Here is a 14739-nt window from a genome sequence, read left to right as displayed (position 1 = left end):
GCCAGAAAAACAAAAACCATGGAGACACCCGATGCAGCTGACACGTATCGCCCAGACCGTTCTGCTCACCCTGCTGGCCGGCACCGCCAGCGCCGCCACCCTGGACAGCACCCGCGAACAGATCGCCACGCAAGCCAAGGCACTTGAACCGCAACTGCTGGAAACCCGCCGCGACATCCACGCGCATCCGGAACTGGGCAACACCGAGAAACGCACCGCGGAACTGGTCGCCAGGCAACTGAAGGCCATGGGCCTGGAAGTCAAAACCAACGTCGCCCGCACCGGCGTGGTCGCCATCCTCAAGGGCGCCCTGCCCGGCCCGACCGTGGCCCTGCGCGCCGACATGGACGCGCTACCGGTCAAGGAAGTCGCCGACCTGCCCTTCGCCTCGAAAGCCAAAGGCACTTATCTGGACAAAGAAGTCGACGTGATGCACGCATGCGGCCACGACGCCCACACCGCGATCCTGTTGAGCACGGCGAAAATTCTTACGGGCATGCGCGACACCCTGCCCGGCACCGTGGTCTTCTACTTCCAGCCCGCCGAAGAAGGCCCGAGCGACTTCATCCCCGACGGCAAAAACACTTGGGGCGCGAAAATGATGGTGCAGGAAGGCGTGATGAAATCCCCCAAACCCGACGCCGTCTTCGGCCTGCACGTCTGGGCCGGCGTCCCCGCCGGCCAGATCGCCTACCGCCCCGGCGCCACTCTGGCCAGCTCCGACGACCTGCGCATCAAAATCCTCGGCAAACAGACCCACGCCGGCCGCCCGTGGGACGGCATCGACCCAATCACCGTCGGCGCACAAACCATCGTCGGCCTGCAAACCGTGGTCAGCCGCCGCACCGACATTTCGTCCTACCCGTCGGTGGTCAGCATCGGCACCATCAACGGCGGCACCCGCTACAACATCATTCCCGAGTCCGTGGACATGAGCGGCACCATCCGCTCCTACGACTACGGCATCCGCCAGAAACTCCACGCCGACGTACGCCAGACCATCGAAAAAATCGCCGAAAGCGGCGGCGCGAAAGCCGACGTCACCATCATCGAAAAATACGACCCCACAATCAACAACCCGGCACTGACGGAAAAAATGCTGCCGACGTTGAAGTGGGCAGCCAAGGATGACGTGGTCAACGCACCGCTGGTGGGCGGCGCGGAAGACTTCTCGTTCTTCGCCAAGGAAGTGCCGGGGTTATTTGTGTTTCTCGGGGTGACACCACGGGATCAGGACATGAGCAAGGCGGCGCCGAATCACAATCCGGGATTCTTTGTGGATGAGTCGGCGCTGGTGGTTGGGGTGAGGACGATGGCGTCGTTGGCGACGGATTATTTGTATGGGAATGCTCAGCTGGCCAGATAGAGATGGGGTGATTATTGTGCGGGCGACTTCGCGAGCAAGCTCGCTCCCACAGTGGATTGGGTGTGGGCTGTTGGAGATTGGTCGGCTGTCAGGCCGCCTTCGCTGGCAAGCCAGCTCCCACAGTGGGATTGGGTGCAGGCAGTTGGAGATTGATCGGCTGGGAGGTCACCATCACTGGCAGGCCAGCTCCCACAGAGAGATTGGGTGCAGGCAGTTGGAGATTGGTCGGCTGTCAGGCCGCCATCGCTGGCAAGCCAGCTCCCACAGTGGGATTGGGTGCAGGCAGTTGGAGATTGGTCGGCTGTCAGGCCGCCTTCGCGAGCAAGCTCGCTCCCACAGTGGATTGGGTGGGGGCTGTTGGAGTTGGTCGGCTGGGAGGTCACCACCACTGGCAGGCCAGCTCCCACAGTTGGATTGAGTGCAGGCAGTTGGTGATTGGTCGGCTTTCAGGCCGCCATCGCGAGCAGGCTCACCCCTACAGCAAAGCAAAAGCCGACCGCAGGCTCTTCACCACTCAATGGCCGAGTGTCAGCTCGCCGAAAGCTCTTGATCTTGACTCACCGGCCCGTCGGCAGGCTGAGCGGAGGGATTGATCCGGGGGGGGGAGCGAAGCGACCGTTCGACGAAGTCGAACACATCGAGAGGAGGTGCAGCGAAGCAAACCGGAGGCGATGCGCCCGGATCGATCCCGGAGCGAAGGAACCCCGAGCTTTAGCGAGCGGGCCGAACGTCAGGGCACAGACCTTTGGTTCCTTTGGGGCGTTTGCCAAAGGGACTCGCTGTAAAAGCGAAACCGCCAGTGGCAACACCCGAAGCAACGGATATACACCCAAAACCCCAAGAACCTGGTCGGCCCAAAGGCCGCCAAGGTCAAACAACATCTACACCAACGTGAATCGCATCATGCCGCCAAAACTCCAGATCACAATCAATCAACCGCTCATGCTGATCATAATTGACCCGAGCAATCCGTAACCCCGGACTCCCGACAGAAACCCGCAAAGCCGCCGCCGCATCCACCGACAACGACGTCGGCACAATCTCGAACCGCACCCGCCCATAGTGCAAATCGTAATGCCGCGCATAAAGCTCGGTCATCGACTGATTCAAATCAAATCCCAGAATCCCCGGAAAATACTGCGGATTCAGATAGTGCTCCACATACAAAACCAGCCGCCCGTCAATCCGCCGCGACCGGCAAATCTGAATCACGCTCGACAAAGCAGGCAACTGCAACAACGCACACACCGCCACCGACGCCGGCTGCAACCGCGCCGAAATCACCTCGGTCGACGGCACCCGCCCCTGCGCACTGACCATCGCGTGAAAATGACTGCGCTGCATCAGGTTGTACGCCAGACGTGGCGGCGAAACGAACCAGCCACGGCGCTCCTCGCGATAGATCTGCCCCTGCGCCTCCAACTGCAACAAGGCCTCACGCACAGTAATGCGCGTGGTGCCGAACAACTCACTGAGCTTGCGCTCGGCCGGCAACTTGCTCCCGGGCGCGAGCAGGCCGTGATCAAGTTGCTCCTGCAGCACCTGACCAATCGCTGTCACCGCTTTTGTTGCCTCATCGCGCATCAACGTTACCTATCTGGACTAGACCAGCACTGTTTCGGGGCAAAAACCGTACGGCCTGCAAGCCGTTTCCTTGTATTGCAAGCCTAGGCAGTGCAGATGACCGAGAGATGACAAACCCGCCCGACGGTCGCCCTCATGACTTGCAATACATCGGCCAAGTGCCTTGTCCGCCGGGGCTTTGACCTTGGTCTACGCTTACCGGGCAAGCGCCGAAACCGGGCCAATAAAAGGCCTGCCGGGCGACCGCCGACATCAAAGTGTCATCCAGCCCCCTTAAATTGGCTCAGGTATTGCTGACCTAGACCAACACAAACCGCAATCGCAGCGTTGAACACGACCAAGGAGCTTCGGAATGAAACAGCTTTTCCTGGCAACACTGTTAGGCTCGACCATTGCAATGTGCACCTCCGCCATGGCGGCGGGTACCGATCTGAAAACCCTCGAAGCCGCTGCGAAAGCGGAAGGCGCCGTCAACAGCGTCGGCATGCCCGATGACTGGGCCAACTGGAAAGGCACCTGGGAAGACCTGGCCAAGACCTATGGCCTGAAACACATCGACACCGACATGAGCTCGGCCCAGGAAATCGCCAAGTTCGCCGCGGAAAAAGACAATGCCACTGCCGACATCGGCGACGTCGGCGCGGCCTTCGGCCCGATCGCGGTCAAGCAGGGCGTGGTGCAACCGTACAAACCAAGCACCTGGGATCAAGTCCCGGACTGGGCCAAGGACAAGGACGGCAACTGGGCACTGGCCTACACCGGCACCATCGCCTTCATCGTCAACAAGAAGCTGCTGCACGGCTCCGAAGTCCCGACCAAATGGGCTGACCTCAAGGGCGGCAAATACAAGGTTTCCATTGGTGACGTAAGCACCGCTGCGCAAGCCGCCAACGGCGTACTGGCCGCTGCCCTGGCCAACGGTGGCGACGAGAAAAACATCCAGCCGGCCCTGCTGCTGTTTGCAGACATCGCCAAGCAAGGTCGCCTGTCGATGGCCAACCCGACCATCGCCACCATGGAAAAAGGCGAGATCGAAGTCGGCGTGGTCTGGGACTTCAACGGCCTGAGCTACAAGGCCAAGATGGCCAACCCGGATGACTACGTGGTGCTGATCCCGTCGGATGGCTCGGTGATTTCCGGCTACACCACCATCATCAACAAGTACGCGAAAAACCCGAACGCCGCCAAGCTGACCCGCGAATACATCTTCAGCGACGCCGGCCAGACCAACCTCGCTCGCGGCAATGCTCGTCCGATCCGCGCCGAACACCTGCAACTGCCGGAAGACGTGAAGGCCAAGCTGCTGCCGAACGAGCAGTACAAGAAGGTCACGCCGATCAAGGACGCCGACGCCTGGGAAAAAACCTCCAAGGCCCTGCCGCAGAAGTGGAACGAAGAAGTCATCGTCGAGATGAAGTAATCCTGTAGATCCCGACTCGGGATCCATTGGAGATCCAAATGTGGGAGCGGGCTTGCTCGCGAAGGCGGTGGATCAGTCAAGCATCTATCGACTGACACTCCGCCTTCGCGAGCAAGCCCGCTCCCACAGGGGATCCAGGTTGAATCTGAAATTTCCTGTTTAGCGGAGTTTTTGCCCCTATGAAGCACAACGTCATCCTTGTCGTGCTCGACGGCCTCAGCCATGAGGTCGCGCGTCACGCCATGGGGCATCTGCAGGCTTACGTTGGCGCAGGACGCGCCGCGCTCTATCAATTGGAGTGCGAGTTGCCGGCCCTGTCCCGACCGCTTTACGAATGCATCCTTACCGGCGTGCCGCCGATCGACAGCGGCATCGTCCACAACAACGTTGCGCGCCTGTCCAATCAGCGCAGCATCTATCACTACGCCCGCGACGCCGGCCTGAAAACCGCCGCAGCGGCTTATCACTGGGTCAGCGAGCTGTACAACCGCTCGCCGTTCGTAGCGGCCCGCGACCGGCATACCGACGATCCAGCGCTACCGATCCAGCACGGGCACTTCTACTGGAACGATCACTACCCGGATTCGCACCTGTTCGCCGACGCGGAAAGCCTGCGCCTGCGCCATGCGCCGAATTTCTTGTTGATCCACCCGATGAACATCGACGACGCCGGGCACAAGCACGGCCTCGACTCCGCGCAATACCGCAACAGCGCGCGCTCAGCGGACATCATCCTCGCCGATTACCTGCAAGGCTGGCTCGACGCCGGTTATCAAGTGCTGGTGACTGCCGATCACGGCATGAACAACGACCGCTCGCACAACGGCTTGCTGCCGGAAGAACGCCAGGTGCCGCTGTTCGTCCTCGGCAACGCCTTCAGCCTCAACGCTGACGCCGCGCCGAAGCAGACCGAGATCTGTGGCACCGTCTGCGAACTGCTCGGCGTGCCCCACGACAAACCTGTGTGCCGGGAGCTGCTCAAGTGAACGCCATGACTCGCGGCAAATGGCTGGCGGCCCTGTGTCTGGTGCCGTTCGCGCTGTTCTTTATCGTGTTCGAAATCGCCCCGCTGGTCTGGGTGATGATCAACAGCCTGCAGTCGGAAGAGTTCGGCTGGGGCTTTGCCAACTTCAGCAAGATCTTCAGTTCGAAGTTCTATCTGCAGGCGATCCAGTACAGCCTGGAGATCAGTTTCTGGTCCAGTGTGTTCGGCATCATCATCGCCGTGCTCGGGGCGTATTCATTGCGCCGGGTCGACTCGAAGCTGCGCAACTTCGTGAATGCCTTCGCCAACATGACCAGCAACTTCGCCGGTGTACCGCTGGCCTTCGCATTCATCATCCTGCTCGGCTTCAACGGCAGCATCACGATCATGCTCAAGCAGGCCGGGATCATTCAGGACTTCAACCTGTACTCGAAAACCGGTCTGATCATCCTCTACACCTACTTCCAGATTCCCCTCGGCGTGCTGCTGCTGTACCCGGCGTTCGACGCCTTGCGTGAAGACTGGCGCGAATCCGCCGCGCTGCTCGGCGCCAACGGCTGGCAGTTCTGGCGCCACATCGGTCTGCCGGTGCTGACCCCGGCCCTGCTCGGCACTTTCGTGATCCTGCTGGCCAACGCCCTCGGCGCCTACGCCACGGTGTACGCCTTGACCACCGGCAACTTCAACGTGCTGCCGATCCGCATCGCGGCAATGGTTTCCGGGGATATTTCCCTCGATCCGAATCTCGCCAGTGCCCTGGCTGTGGTGCTGGTGGCGTTGATGACCATCGTCACCGTCGTGCATCAACTGCTGTTGAAGAGGAGCTACCATGTCTCGCGCTGAATCCGGCCCGGCCGGCGTCTACCACCGCGTCGTGGTTTATCTGCTGTTCGCGATTCTGCTGCTGCCGCTGGTGGGCACGCTGATCTACTCGATTGCCAGCAGTTGGTCGGCGACCATCCTGCCCAGCGGTTTCACCTTCAAGTGGTACCTCCAGTTGTGGAGCGATCCGCGCTTCCTGCACGCCTTCGGCCAGTCGCTGCTGGTGTGCGTCGGTGCGCTGGTGCTGTCAGTGGTGCTGATCCTGCCCCTGCTGTTCGTGGTGCATTACCACTTCCCGAAACTCGATGCGCTGATGAACATCCTGATCCTGCTGCCCTTCGCGGTGCCGCCGGTGGTGTCGTCGGTGGGTCTGTTGCAACTGTACGGTTCCGGGCCGCTGGCGATGGTCGGCACACCGTGGATTCTGATCGGTTGCTACTTCACCGTGGCGCTACCGTTCATGTACCGGGCGATCACCAACAACCTGCAGGCGATCAACCTGCGCGACCTGATGGACGCCGCGCAACTGCTCGGCGCCAGCACCTTTCAGGCGGCATTTCTGGTGGTGCTGCCAAACCTGCGCAAGGGCCTGATGGTCGCGTTGCTGCTGTCGTTCTCGTTCCTGTTCGGTGAGTTCGTGTTCGCCAACATCCTCGTCGGCACGCGCTACGAAACCCTGCAGGTGTACCTGAACAACATGCGCAACAGCAGCGGCCACTTCACCAGTGCGCTGGTGATCTCGTACTTCTTTTTCGTGCTGGTCCTGACCTGGATCGCCAACATCTTGAACAAGGACAAAAGCGAATGAGCTATGTCAGCGTCCAACACCTGCAGAAAAACTACGCGGGCACGACCGTGTTCAGCGACATCAACTGCGAAATCAACAAGGGCGAATTCGTCACCCTGCTTGGCCCGTCGGGTTGCGGCAAGTCCACCCTGCTGCGCTGCATTGCCGGCCTGACGCCGGTGGATGGCGGCAAGATCCTGCTTGATGGCGTCGACATCGTGCCGCTGAGCCCGCAGAAACGCGGGATCGGCATGGTGTTCCAGAGCTACGCGCTGTTCCCCAACATGACCGTCGAACAAAACGTTGCCTTCGGCCTGCGCATGCAGAAGGTCAATGCCGACGACAGCCACAAGCGTGTCGCCGAGGTGCTGAAACTGGTTGAGCTCAACGACTTCGCCAGTCGTTATCCGCATCAGCTCTCCGGCGGCCAGTGTCAACGCGTTGCCCTCGCCCGCTCGCTGGTGACTCGCCCACGCCTGTTGCTGCTGGATGAACCGCTGTCGGCGCTGGATGCGCGTATCCGCAAACACCTGCGTGAACAGATCCGGCAGATCCAGCGCGAACTCGGCCTGACCACGATTTTCGTCACCCACGATCAGGAAGAAGCATTGACCATGTCCGACCGGATTTTCCTGATGAACCAAGGGAAGATCGTGCAGAGCGGCGATGCCGAAACCCTCTACACCGCACCAGTGGACATATTCGCCGCAGGCTTCATCGGCAACTACAACTTGCTTGACGCCGACAGCGCCTCGAAGTTGTTGCAACGGCCGATCAACCACCGCATCGCGATTCGCCCGGAAGCCATCGAACTGAGCCTCAATGGCGAACTCGATGCGCAGATCCGCAGCCACAGCCTGCTCGGTAACGTGATCCGCTATCGGGTCGAAGCGCGCGGTGTGGAACTGGTGGTGGACGTGCTCAACCGCTCGGCGGCGGATCTGCATCCCGACGGTCAGCGTCTGGCGCTTTCCATCGATCCGACGGCCCTGTGTGAGGTAGCCTGATGACTTTGCTGACGTTGAAGAGAGAACTGCACTGATGGCCCTGGCAATTTTTGATCTGGACGAAACCCTGATCCACGGCGACTGCGCCACCCTCTGGAGCGAGCAGATGGGGCGCCTGGGCTGGGTCGATCCCGAGTCGTTCATGCGCAAGAACAACGAGCTGATGGACGCCTACAGCCATGGCAAATTGCGCATGGAAGAATTCATGGCGTTCAGCCTCGAACCGATGGTCGGCCGTACCCCGGAAGAGGTCGAACACCTGGTCGGCCCATGGGTGGAAGACTTCATCGAACCGATCATCTTCAGCGACGCCACCAAAACCATCGCCGCCCACCGCAAGGCCGGCGACCGGATTCTGGTGATCTCGGCTTCCGGCACGCACCTGGTCAAACCGATCGCCGAGCGCCTGGGCATCGACGAAATTCTCGGCATCGAACTGGAAGTCGCGCACGGTGTTTACACTGGCCAGACCGTCGGCACGTTGACCTACCGCGAAGGCAAGATCACTCGCCTGCTGGAATGGCTGGACGCCGAGGAAGAGAATCTGGAAGGCGCGAGTTTCTACTCCGACTCACGCAATGACTTGCCGTTGCTGCTGAAGGTGGATTTCCCGCATGTGGTGAATCCGGATCCGGTCCTGCTGGAGCACGCCGAAAAAGCAGGCTGGCCGATCCATCTCTGGAAATAACCAAAGATCCAGATATGGATTATTGACTGTGGCAAGGGAGCTTGCCGAAAAATCCGGCTAAACATCGATCCTAATGTGGGAGCGGGCTTGCTCGCGAAGGCGGAGTGTCAGTCGATAAATTCGTGTCTGATTCACCGCTTTCGCGAGCAAGCCCGCTCCCACAGGGGTTTGTGTTTTCAGGTTAGGCTTTCGTCGACCACCAGCACCAGTTTGCCGGCAACGTTGTTGCTCGCCAGCTCGGCAAACGCCGCTTCGGCATCCTTTACCGCAAAGGTTTTTGCCAGTTGCGGACTCAACCGTCCTTCGGCAAACAGCGGCCACACATGCTGTCCCAGGTCACTGAGCAGATCAGCCTTGAACTGATCATCACGACTGCGCAACGTCGAACCAAGCAATTGCACGCGCTTGGCCAGAACCTGTGCCAGATCCAGTTTCGCCTCACGCCCGCCCATCAAGCCGATCAAGACCCAGCGTCCGTCCAGCGCCGTCAGCTTGAGGTTCAGTGCCGCATAGTTGCCGCCGACCGGATCAAGGATCACGTCAAACGGCCCGAAGTCGCGCAGGCTTTCCAGATCATCGGTGCGCACCACGCCGCCCTGGGCTCCCAGCGCCTCACAGTAGGCCAATCGCTCAGCCGACCCGACGCTGACCCAACAGGGATTGCCGAACGCCTTGCATAGCTGAATGGCGGCTGAACCAATTCCACTGGCCCCGGCGTGCAGGAGAACCTTCTCGCCGGGTTTCAGCGCCGCCAGTTGAAACACGTTGAGCCAGACCGTTGCATAAACCTCGGGTAATGCCGCGGCCTCGATCAACGAAACGCCCTCGGGCACCGGCAGCACGTGCCGTCCGTCGACCACCACCTCCTCGGCCATTCCGCCCCCGGCCAGCAAGGCGCAGACCCGGTCGCCGACCTGCCAGGACGAGCCGGCGCCGACTTCGCTGATCACCCCGGAACACTCCAGACCGAGCACCTGACTGGCGCCCGGCGGCGGTGGATAAAGCCCGGCTTTCTGTAATAAATCGGCGCGATTGAGGCCCGCAGCCGCCACGCGAATGCGCACTTGTCCTACGTCACATGCCGGACTCGGCTCTTCAAGCCATGCCACTTGACCTTCAACGCCTTGCAATGCCTTCACAGTGCCTCCATAGTGAGTCTGGACTGAGCCCGAAGCTGTAGCGCCGGGCTTTTTGCATTATGCGACCGGCTCTCGTAGAACCGGCGACTTCAAAGACGGCCTAATATGCGTTATCAATTGTCCCCGCGTCGAATCAGCATGAAGCATTTGCTCCCCAGCACCGCCCTCGCTCTTTTCATCGGTATCGGCTTGTTGCCGGTGTCGGGCACTACATTCGCAGCCAACAGCTGGGACAAGTTGCAGCCGGATCGCGACGAAGTGATCGCCAGCCTCAACGTCGTCGAGTTGCTCAAGCGTCACCACTACAGCAAGCCGCCGCTCGACGATGCGCGCTCGGTGATCATCTACGACAGCTACATCAAGCTGCTGGACCCGTCGCGCAGCTACTTCATGGCCAGCGACATCGCCGAATTCGACAAGTGGAAGACCCAGTTCGACGACTTCCTCAAGAGCGGCGACCTCAACGCCGGGTTCACCATCTACAAGCGCTATCTGGACCGCGTCAAGGCGCGCCTGGACTTCGCCATTGCGGAGCTGAACAAGGGCGTCGACAAGATGGACTTCACCACCAAGGAAACCTTGCTGATCGATCGCAAGGACGCCCCTTGGCTCAAATCCACCGCTGAACTCGACGACCTGTGGCGCAAACGCGTCAAGGACGAAGTGCTGCGGCAGAAGATCGCCGGCAAGGATTCCAAGCAGATCCAGGAAACCCTGACCAAGCGCTACAAGAACCAGTTGGCGCGCCTGGACCAGACTCGCGCGGAAGACATCTTCCAGGCGTACATCAACACCTTCGCCATGTCCTACGACCCGCACACCAACTATCTGTCGCCGGATAACGCGGAGAACTTCGACATCAACATGAGCCTGTCCCTCGAGGGCATCGGCGCCGTGTTGCAGAGCGACAACGATCAAGTGAAAGTCGTGCGCCTGGTGCCGGCAGGCCCGGCCGACAAGACCAAGCAGGTCGCACCGGCCGACAAGATCATCGGCGTTGCCCAAGGCAACAAAGAGATGGTCGACGTGGTGGGCTGGCGCCTGGACGAAGTGGTCAAGCTGATCCGCGGCCCGAAAGGCACCGTGGTGCGCCTGGAAGTGATTCCGGCCAGCAATGCGCCGAACGACCAGACCAGCAAGATCGTGCCGATCACTCGCGAAGCGGTGAAGCTTGAAGACCAGGCGGTGAAAAAATCCGTGCTGAACCTGAAACAGGACGGCAAGGACTACAAGCTCGGCATCATCGAGATCCCGGCCTTCTACCTCGACTTCAAGGCGTTCCGTGCCGGTGATCCGGACTACAAGAGCACCACCCGTGACGTCAAGAAACTGCTGACCGAACTGCAGAAAGAGAAAGTCGACGGCGTGGTCATCGACCTGCGCAACAACGGCGGCGGCTCCCTGCAGGAAGCCACCGAGCTGACCAGCCTGTTCATCGACAAAGGCCCAACCGTACTCGTGCGTAACGCCGATGGCCGCGTCGATGTGCTGGAAGATGAAAACCCGGGCGCGTTCTACAAAGGCCCGATGGCTCTGCTGGTCAACCGCCTGTCCGCCTCGGCTTCGGAGATTTTCGCCGGCGCCATGCAGGACTACCATCGCGCATTGATCATCGGTGGCCAGACCTTCGGCAAAGGCACCGTGCAGACCATTCAGCCGCTGAACCATGGCGAACTGAAACTGACCCTGGCCAAGTTCTACCGGGTTTCCGGGCAGAGCACGCAGCATCAGGGCGTACTGCCGGACATCGACTACCCGTCGATCATCGACACCAAGGAAATCGGCGAAAGCGCCCTGCCGGAAGCCATGCCGTGGGACACCATCAAGGCAGCGATCAAGCCGGCCTCCGATCCGTTCAAGCCGTACCTGGCGCAGCTCAAGTCCGAGCATGACGCACGCAGCGCCAAAGATGCCGAGTTCGTGTTCATCCGTGACAAGCTGGCCCTGGCGCAGAAGCTGATGGAAGAAAAAACCGTCAGCCTCAACGAAGCCGACCGCCGTGCCCAGCACGCGGACATCGATGCCAAGCAACTGGCCATGGAAAACATTCGTCGCAAAGCCAAAGGCGAAGAACCGCTCAAAGAGCTGAAGAAAGAAGATGAAGACGCGCTGGCTGCGGCTGAGCCGGACAAGGTCAAACCAGAAGACGACGCCTACCTGAGCGAAACCGGGCGCGTGCTGCTGGATTATCTGAAGCTGAGCAATCAGGTGGCCAAGAAGTAAGATGATGGCAATTTAGTGGTGACGCTCCCCGGAGCGTCATCAAACAGTCATCATTCTGTCGTGAAATAAAGGACTGGGAGCGCCTCTTCAAGCAAGAGCGCTCCCAGTCCTTTTTTTATCTCCAGAGATTGCCATGACCACGACCGAACAGCTGAGTGCCTTGAGCTCGATCCTGACTCAAAGCGGTTTGCACAGCCTGTTCCAGCCGATCATCTGTCTCTCCGAGCGTCGTATTCTCGGCTACGAAGCTCTCACTCGCGGCCCGTCCAACAGCCCTCTGCATTCGCCAATCGCGCTGTTCGCCGTGGCGCGTCAGGCCGGCCGCCTGAGCGAACTGGAAATTGCCTGCCGCCAGTCTGCCTGCCGTCGTTTCAACGAGCAGCAACTGCCGGGCAAGCTGTTCCTCAACGTCTCACCGGAATCCCTGCTTGAAGCCGCGCACCAACCGGGGCGGACCCTGCAACTGCTGCAGGACTTCGGTATTCCACCCAGCCAAGTAGTGATCGAACTCACCGAACAGACGCCAATCGACGATTTCCAGTTGCTGCAAACCGCCCTGCATCACTATCGGGCGATGGGCTTTTCGATTGCATTGGATGACTTGGGTGCCGGCTATTCGAGCTTGCGTCTATGGTCGGAGCTGCGTCCGGACTATGTGAAAATCGACCGCCACTTCATCGACGGCATCCATCAGGACGCATTGAAACGCGAGTTCGTCGGCTCGATCCTGCAAATCGCCAAGGCTTCGCGGGCGCAGGTGATTGCCGAGGGGATCGAGTTGCCGGAAGAACTGGCGGTGCTGACCGAGATGGGCGTCGATCTGGTGCAGGGTTACCTGCTCGCTCGCCCTCAGGAGCATCCACCCCGCGATGCCCGGGCCCTGATGCCAAAACACGACAGCAGCGCCGTGGCATTGAACGACGAAGGCAGCGACCTCAGCGCCCTGCTCAATGACCAACCGGCGGTGCATCGCGACACACCGACTGCCACCGTACTGGAAGCCTTCCGCCGCCAGGCCAATCTGAACTCACTGGCGGTGCTCGACGAACAGGGCCAGCCGTGCGGCATCGTCCATCGCCATTCGTTGTCCGACGCGCTGCTCAAACCGTTCGCCACTGACCTGTTCGCACGCAAACCGATCAGCCGCCTGATGAACGACGACTTCCTCGCTGTGGAAATGAGCCAGTCGCTGCAACAGGTCAGCCGCCTGATCACCAGCCGCGCCCGGCAGCGCATCGAAGAAGATTTCATCATCACCCTCAACGGCGGTTATCTGGGCCTTGGCCGGGTGATCGACGTGCTCAAACTGATCACCGAACTGAAAATCCAGCAGGCGCGCTACGCCAACCCGCTGACCCTGCTACCCGGCAACGTGCCGATCCAGCAATGCCTGACCCGCCTGCTGCAACAGGGCCGCGAATCGATCATCTGCTACGTCGACATCGACAGCTTCAAACCCTTCAACGACATCTACGGCTACGGCCGTGGCGACGAAGTCCTGCTGTGCCTGGCGCAATGTCTGAACGAACGCGTCGACCCTTCCCGCGACTTCGTCGGCCACATCGGCGGCGACGACTTCCTGCTGGTACTCGGCCCGGAAGACTGGCGCAAACGCCTCAACCAACTGCTCGACGACTTCCAGAGCCAATGCCGCCGCTTCTATCGCCCTGAGCATCTTGAGGCCGGCTGCTTCATCGCGCCGAATCGCCAGGGTGTGCGGCAGGAGTTTCCACTTCTATCGTTATCGATCGGCGTAGTCCACCTGCAACCCGAGGCCTGCGCAGAACTGGATGCGAGTCAACTGGCGGAGATGGCTTCGCAGGCGAAACATCATGCGAAGAATGTTCCGGGGTATAGCGTGCATGTGATTGATAGCCTTGCTGCTGCCGACCTTCAACTGCCGCAACTGATTGGCCAACGCTGACTCTCCAAACAACATCATCCCCTGTGGGAGCGGGCTTGCTCGCGAAGGGATCAGTAGCATCACTCAAGATTCCGCTTCTAATGCCGGCTACCACGTGGAGCAGTCTTCCTGACTGGCGAGATACAACTCATCAATCCAAACTTCGGAGAGAATAGAGTACACATGCTCAAAAAAACTCCTGGGATCTTTTATTTCATTCCAGCCAAGTGGAAGCAATGAATGAGAAAAAGGATCATGTTTAAAAACCTCAGAGAGCTTACTCGCTTCGCCATCCAGAGCCTCACCAAATACAAAAAACAAGACAAATTTGTGCCGATGAGTCAAACCCGAAAATCTTCTCACAATAAATTTATAAATTAATTCCGCTCTATCTGAAGGACACTCAGGATCGTACTCTGCCAACTCTGCGCCCAGCGTCTCTTCGCGATCGTATATATCAAACCCACCAAGAAAGTGCTTCAACTTAGGGCTGTATGGAACATCAAGATAGGGATGCATCAACATCAAACGTGCTCCACCGGATATAGAGCGAAAGGTTGCAATGTTTCAAAGTCAAATTTCATTTCAAACCCATTCATTTTTTGAATGTAGCGGGGTTCTGATGGATCTGATGGGTTAGGTTCGTACCCTTCCCCCACATCTTCGGCAGCCATTCTCACAACCAAATTACCCATGCTGTCTTCTCCCGTGAATCGCGACATCTTCCGTGCCTCTCTTGTCATCGCTTCATTTAAAGCATTCAACTGCGCTCGATGGGTTAAAAACCGCGAACTATAAACACCTCTGAACATCTT

The 14739-nt window shown here is 59.5% G+C and carries 13 protein-coding genes; 9 read left to right on the top strand and 4 right to left on the bottom strand.

Translation table 11 applies throughout. The features are described 5' to 3' along the window. Positions 1 to 31 precede the first annotated feature (31 nt). Complete coding sequence (locus HDC30_RS07870) at positions 32 to 1366, top strand: amidohydrolase (RefSeq protein ID WP_183782083.1); 1335 nt, start codon at positions 32 to 34, stop codon at positions 1364 to 1366. Positions 1367 to 2236: 870 nt separating this feature from the next. Here HDC30_RS07870 and HDC30_RS07865 read toward each other — a convergent pair. Continuing rightward, positions 2237 to 2950 carry a UTRA domain-containing protein gene (locus tag HDC30_RS07865; protein ID WP_025113378.1) on the bottom strand — a complete coding sequence of 238 codons (714 nt, stop codon included), beginning with the start codon at positions 2948 to 2950 and terminating at the stop codon, positions 2237 to 2239. 352 nt (positions 2951 to 3302) lie between these two features. Here HDC30_RS07865 and HDC30_RS07860 point away from each other — a divergent pair, with 352 nt between their 5' ends. The 6 genes from HDC30_RS07860 (at position 3303) to HDC30_RS07835 (ending at position 8659) form a co-directional block, all read left to right on the top strand. Further along, positions 3303 to 4370 carry an ABC transporter substrate-binding protein gene (locus HDC30_RS07860; protein ID WP_027613356.1) on the top strand — a complete coding sequence of 356 codons (1068 nt, stop codon included), beginning with the start codon at positions 3303 to 3305 and terminating at the stop codon, positions 4368 to 4370. A gap of 179 nt (positions 4371 to 4549) precedes the next feature. After that, positions 4550 to 5356, top strand: coding sequence for an alkaline phosphatase family protein (locus tag HDC30_RS07855; protein ID WP_183782080.1), 807 nt, complete (start codon positions 4550 to 4552; stop codon positions 5354 to 5356). A gap of 5 nt (positions 5357 to 5361) precedes the next feature. Next, complete coding sequence (locus HDC30_RS07850; RefSeq protein ID WP_163005303.1) at positions 5362 to 6198, top strand: ABC transporter permease subunit; 837 nt, start codon at positions 5362 to 5364, stop codon at positions 6196 to 6198. Next, on the top strand, positions 6185 to 6985 hold the full coding sequence (locus tag HDC30_RS07845; RefSeq protein WP_007965346.1) for an ABC transporter permease: 801 nt from the start codon (positions 6185 to 6187) through the stop codon (positions 6983 to 6985). Before HDC30_RS07850 ends, HDC30_RS07845 begins: the two co-directional genes overlap by 14 nt. Then, positions 6982 to 7971: an ABC transporter ATP-binding protein gene (locus tag HDC30_RS07840; RefSeq protein WP_003223124.1), complete on the top strand. Its 990-nt coding sequence runs from the start codon at positions 6982 to 6984 to the stop codon at positions 7969 to 7971. Before HDC30_RS07845 ends, HDC30_RS07840 begins: the two co-directional genes overlap by 4 nt. A 34-nt stretch (positions 7972 to 8005) precedes the next feature. Continuing rightward, positions 8006 to 8659 carry an HAD family phosphatase gene (locus HDC30_RS07835; protein WP_103368935.1) on the top strand — a complete coding sequence of 218 codons (654 nt, stop codon included), beginning with the start codon at positions 8006 to 8008 and terminating at the stop codon, positions 8657 to 8659. A gap of 176 nt (positions 8660 to 8835) precedes the next feature. Here HDC30_RS07835 and HDC30_RS07830 read toward each other — a convergent pair whose 3' ends face one another. After that, positions 8836 to 9798 (bottom strand): zinc-binding dehydrogenase, encoded by a 963-nt coding sequence (locus tag HDC30_RS07830; protein ID WP_150368063.1) that lies wholly within the window; start codon positions 9796 to 9798, stop codon positions 8836 to 8838. Between the two features lie 138 nt (positions 9799 to 9936). Between HDC30_RS07830 and HDC30_RS07825 the strand changes: the two genes are divergently transcribed. Together HDC30_RS07825 and HDC30_RS07820 are read left to right on the top strand one after the other, a co-directional pair. Continuing rightward, positions 9937 to 12021: a carboxy terminal-processing peptidase gene (locus HDC30_RS07825; protein WP_167734107.1), complete on the top strand. Its 2085-nt coding sequence runs from the start codon at positions 9937 to 9939 to the stop codon at positions 12019 to 12021. Positions 12022 to 12154: 133 nt separating this feature from the next. Then, positions 12155 to 13945: a bifunctional diguanylate cyclase/phosphodiesterase gene (locus HDC30_RS07820; RefSeq protein WP_123586140.1), complete on the top strand. Its 1791-nt coding sequence runs from the start codon at positions 12155 to 12157 to the stop codon at positions 13943 to 13945. A gap of 87 nt (positions 13946 to 14032) precedes the next feature. Here HDC30_RS07820 and HDC30_RS07815 read toward each other — a convergent pair whose 3' ends face one another. Further along, the gene (locus HDC30_RS07815; protein WP_183782077.1) at positions 14033 to 14449 is read right to left on the bottom strand and encodes a hypothetical protein; all 417 of its coding nucleotides are present in this window, start codon (positions 14447 to 14449) and stop codon (positions 14033 to 14035) included. Next, a complete protein-coding gene (locus HDC30_RS07810; protein WP_238547078.1) occupies positions 14449 to 14619 on the bottom strand; it encodes a hypothetical protein in 171 nt (56 codons plus the stop codon). The genes HDC30_RS07815 and HDC30_RS07810 overlap by 1 nt, the downstream gene beginning before the upstream one ends. Positions 14620 to 14739: the final 120 nt, after the last annotated feature.

Source organism: Pseudomonas sp. JAI115 (assembly GCF_014200835.1).
Classification (GTDB): domain Bacteria; phylum Pseudomonadota; class Gammaproteobacteria; order Pseudomonadales; family Pseudomonadaceae; genus Aquipseudomonas; species Aquipseudomonas putida_A.
Note: the sequence above shows the minus strand (reverse complement) of the source record. Positions and strands in the feature narration are given on the sequence as shown.

Bases quoted from the DNA above. Each gene is read 5' to 3' on its own strand.
- HDC30_RS07870 (WP_183782083.1), top strand. From the start codon at position 32: ATGCAGCTGACACGTATCGCCCAGACCGTTCTGCTCACCCTGCTGGCC.
- HDC30_RS07865 (WP_025113378.1), bottom strand. From the start codon at position 2,950: ATGCGCGATGAGGCAACAAAAGCGGTGACAGCGATTGGTCAGGTGCTG.
- HDC30_RS07860 (WP_027613356.1), top strand. From the start codon at position 3,303: ATGAAACAGCTTTTCCTGGCAACACTGTTAGGCTCGACCATTGCAATG.
- HDC30_RS07855 (WP_183782080.1), top strand. From the start codon at position 4,550: ATGAAGCACAACGTCATCCTTGTCGTGCTCGACGGCCTCAGCCATGAG.
- HDC30_RS07850 (WP_163005303.1), top strand. From the start codon at position 5,362: ATGACTCGCGGCAAATGGCTGGCGGCCCTGTGTCTGGTGCCGTTCGCG.
- HDC30_RS07845 (WP_007965346.1), top strand. From the start codon at position 6,185: ATGTCTCGCGCTGAATCCGGCCCGGCCGGCGTCTACCACCGCGTCGTG.
- HDC30_RS07840 (WP_003223124.1), top strand. From the start codon at position 6,982: ATGAGCTATGTCAGCGTCCAACACCTGCAGAAAAACTACGCGGGCACG.
- HDC30_RS07835 (WP_103368935.1), top strand. From the start codon at position 8,006: ATGGCCCTGGCAATTTTTGATCTGGACGAAACCCTGATCCACGGCGAC.
- HDC30_RS07825 (WP_167734107.1), top strand. From the start codon at position 9,937: ATGAAGCATTTGCTCCCCAGCACCGCCCTCGCTCTTTTCATCGGTATC.
- HDC30_RS07820 (WP_123586140.1), top strand. From the start codon at position 12,155: ATGACCACGACCGAACAGCTGAGTGCCTTGAGCTCGATCCTGACTCAA.
- HDC30_RS07815 (WP_183782077.1), bottom strand. From the start codon at position 14,449: ATGTTGATGCATCCCTATCTTGATGTTCCATACAGCCCTAAGTTGAAG.
- HDC30_RS07810 (WP_238547078.1), bottom strand. From the start codon at position 14,619: ATGGGTAATTTGGTTGTGAGAATGGCTGCCGAAGATGTGGGGGAAGGG.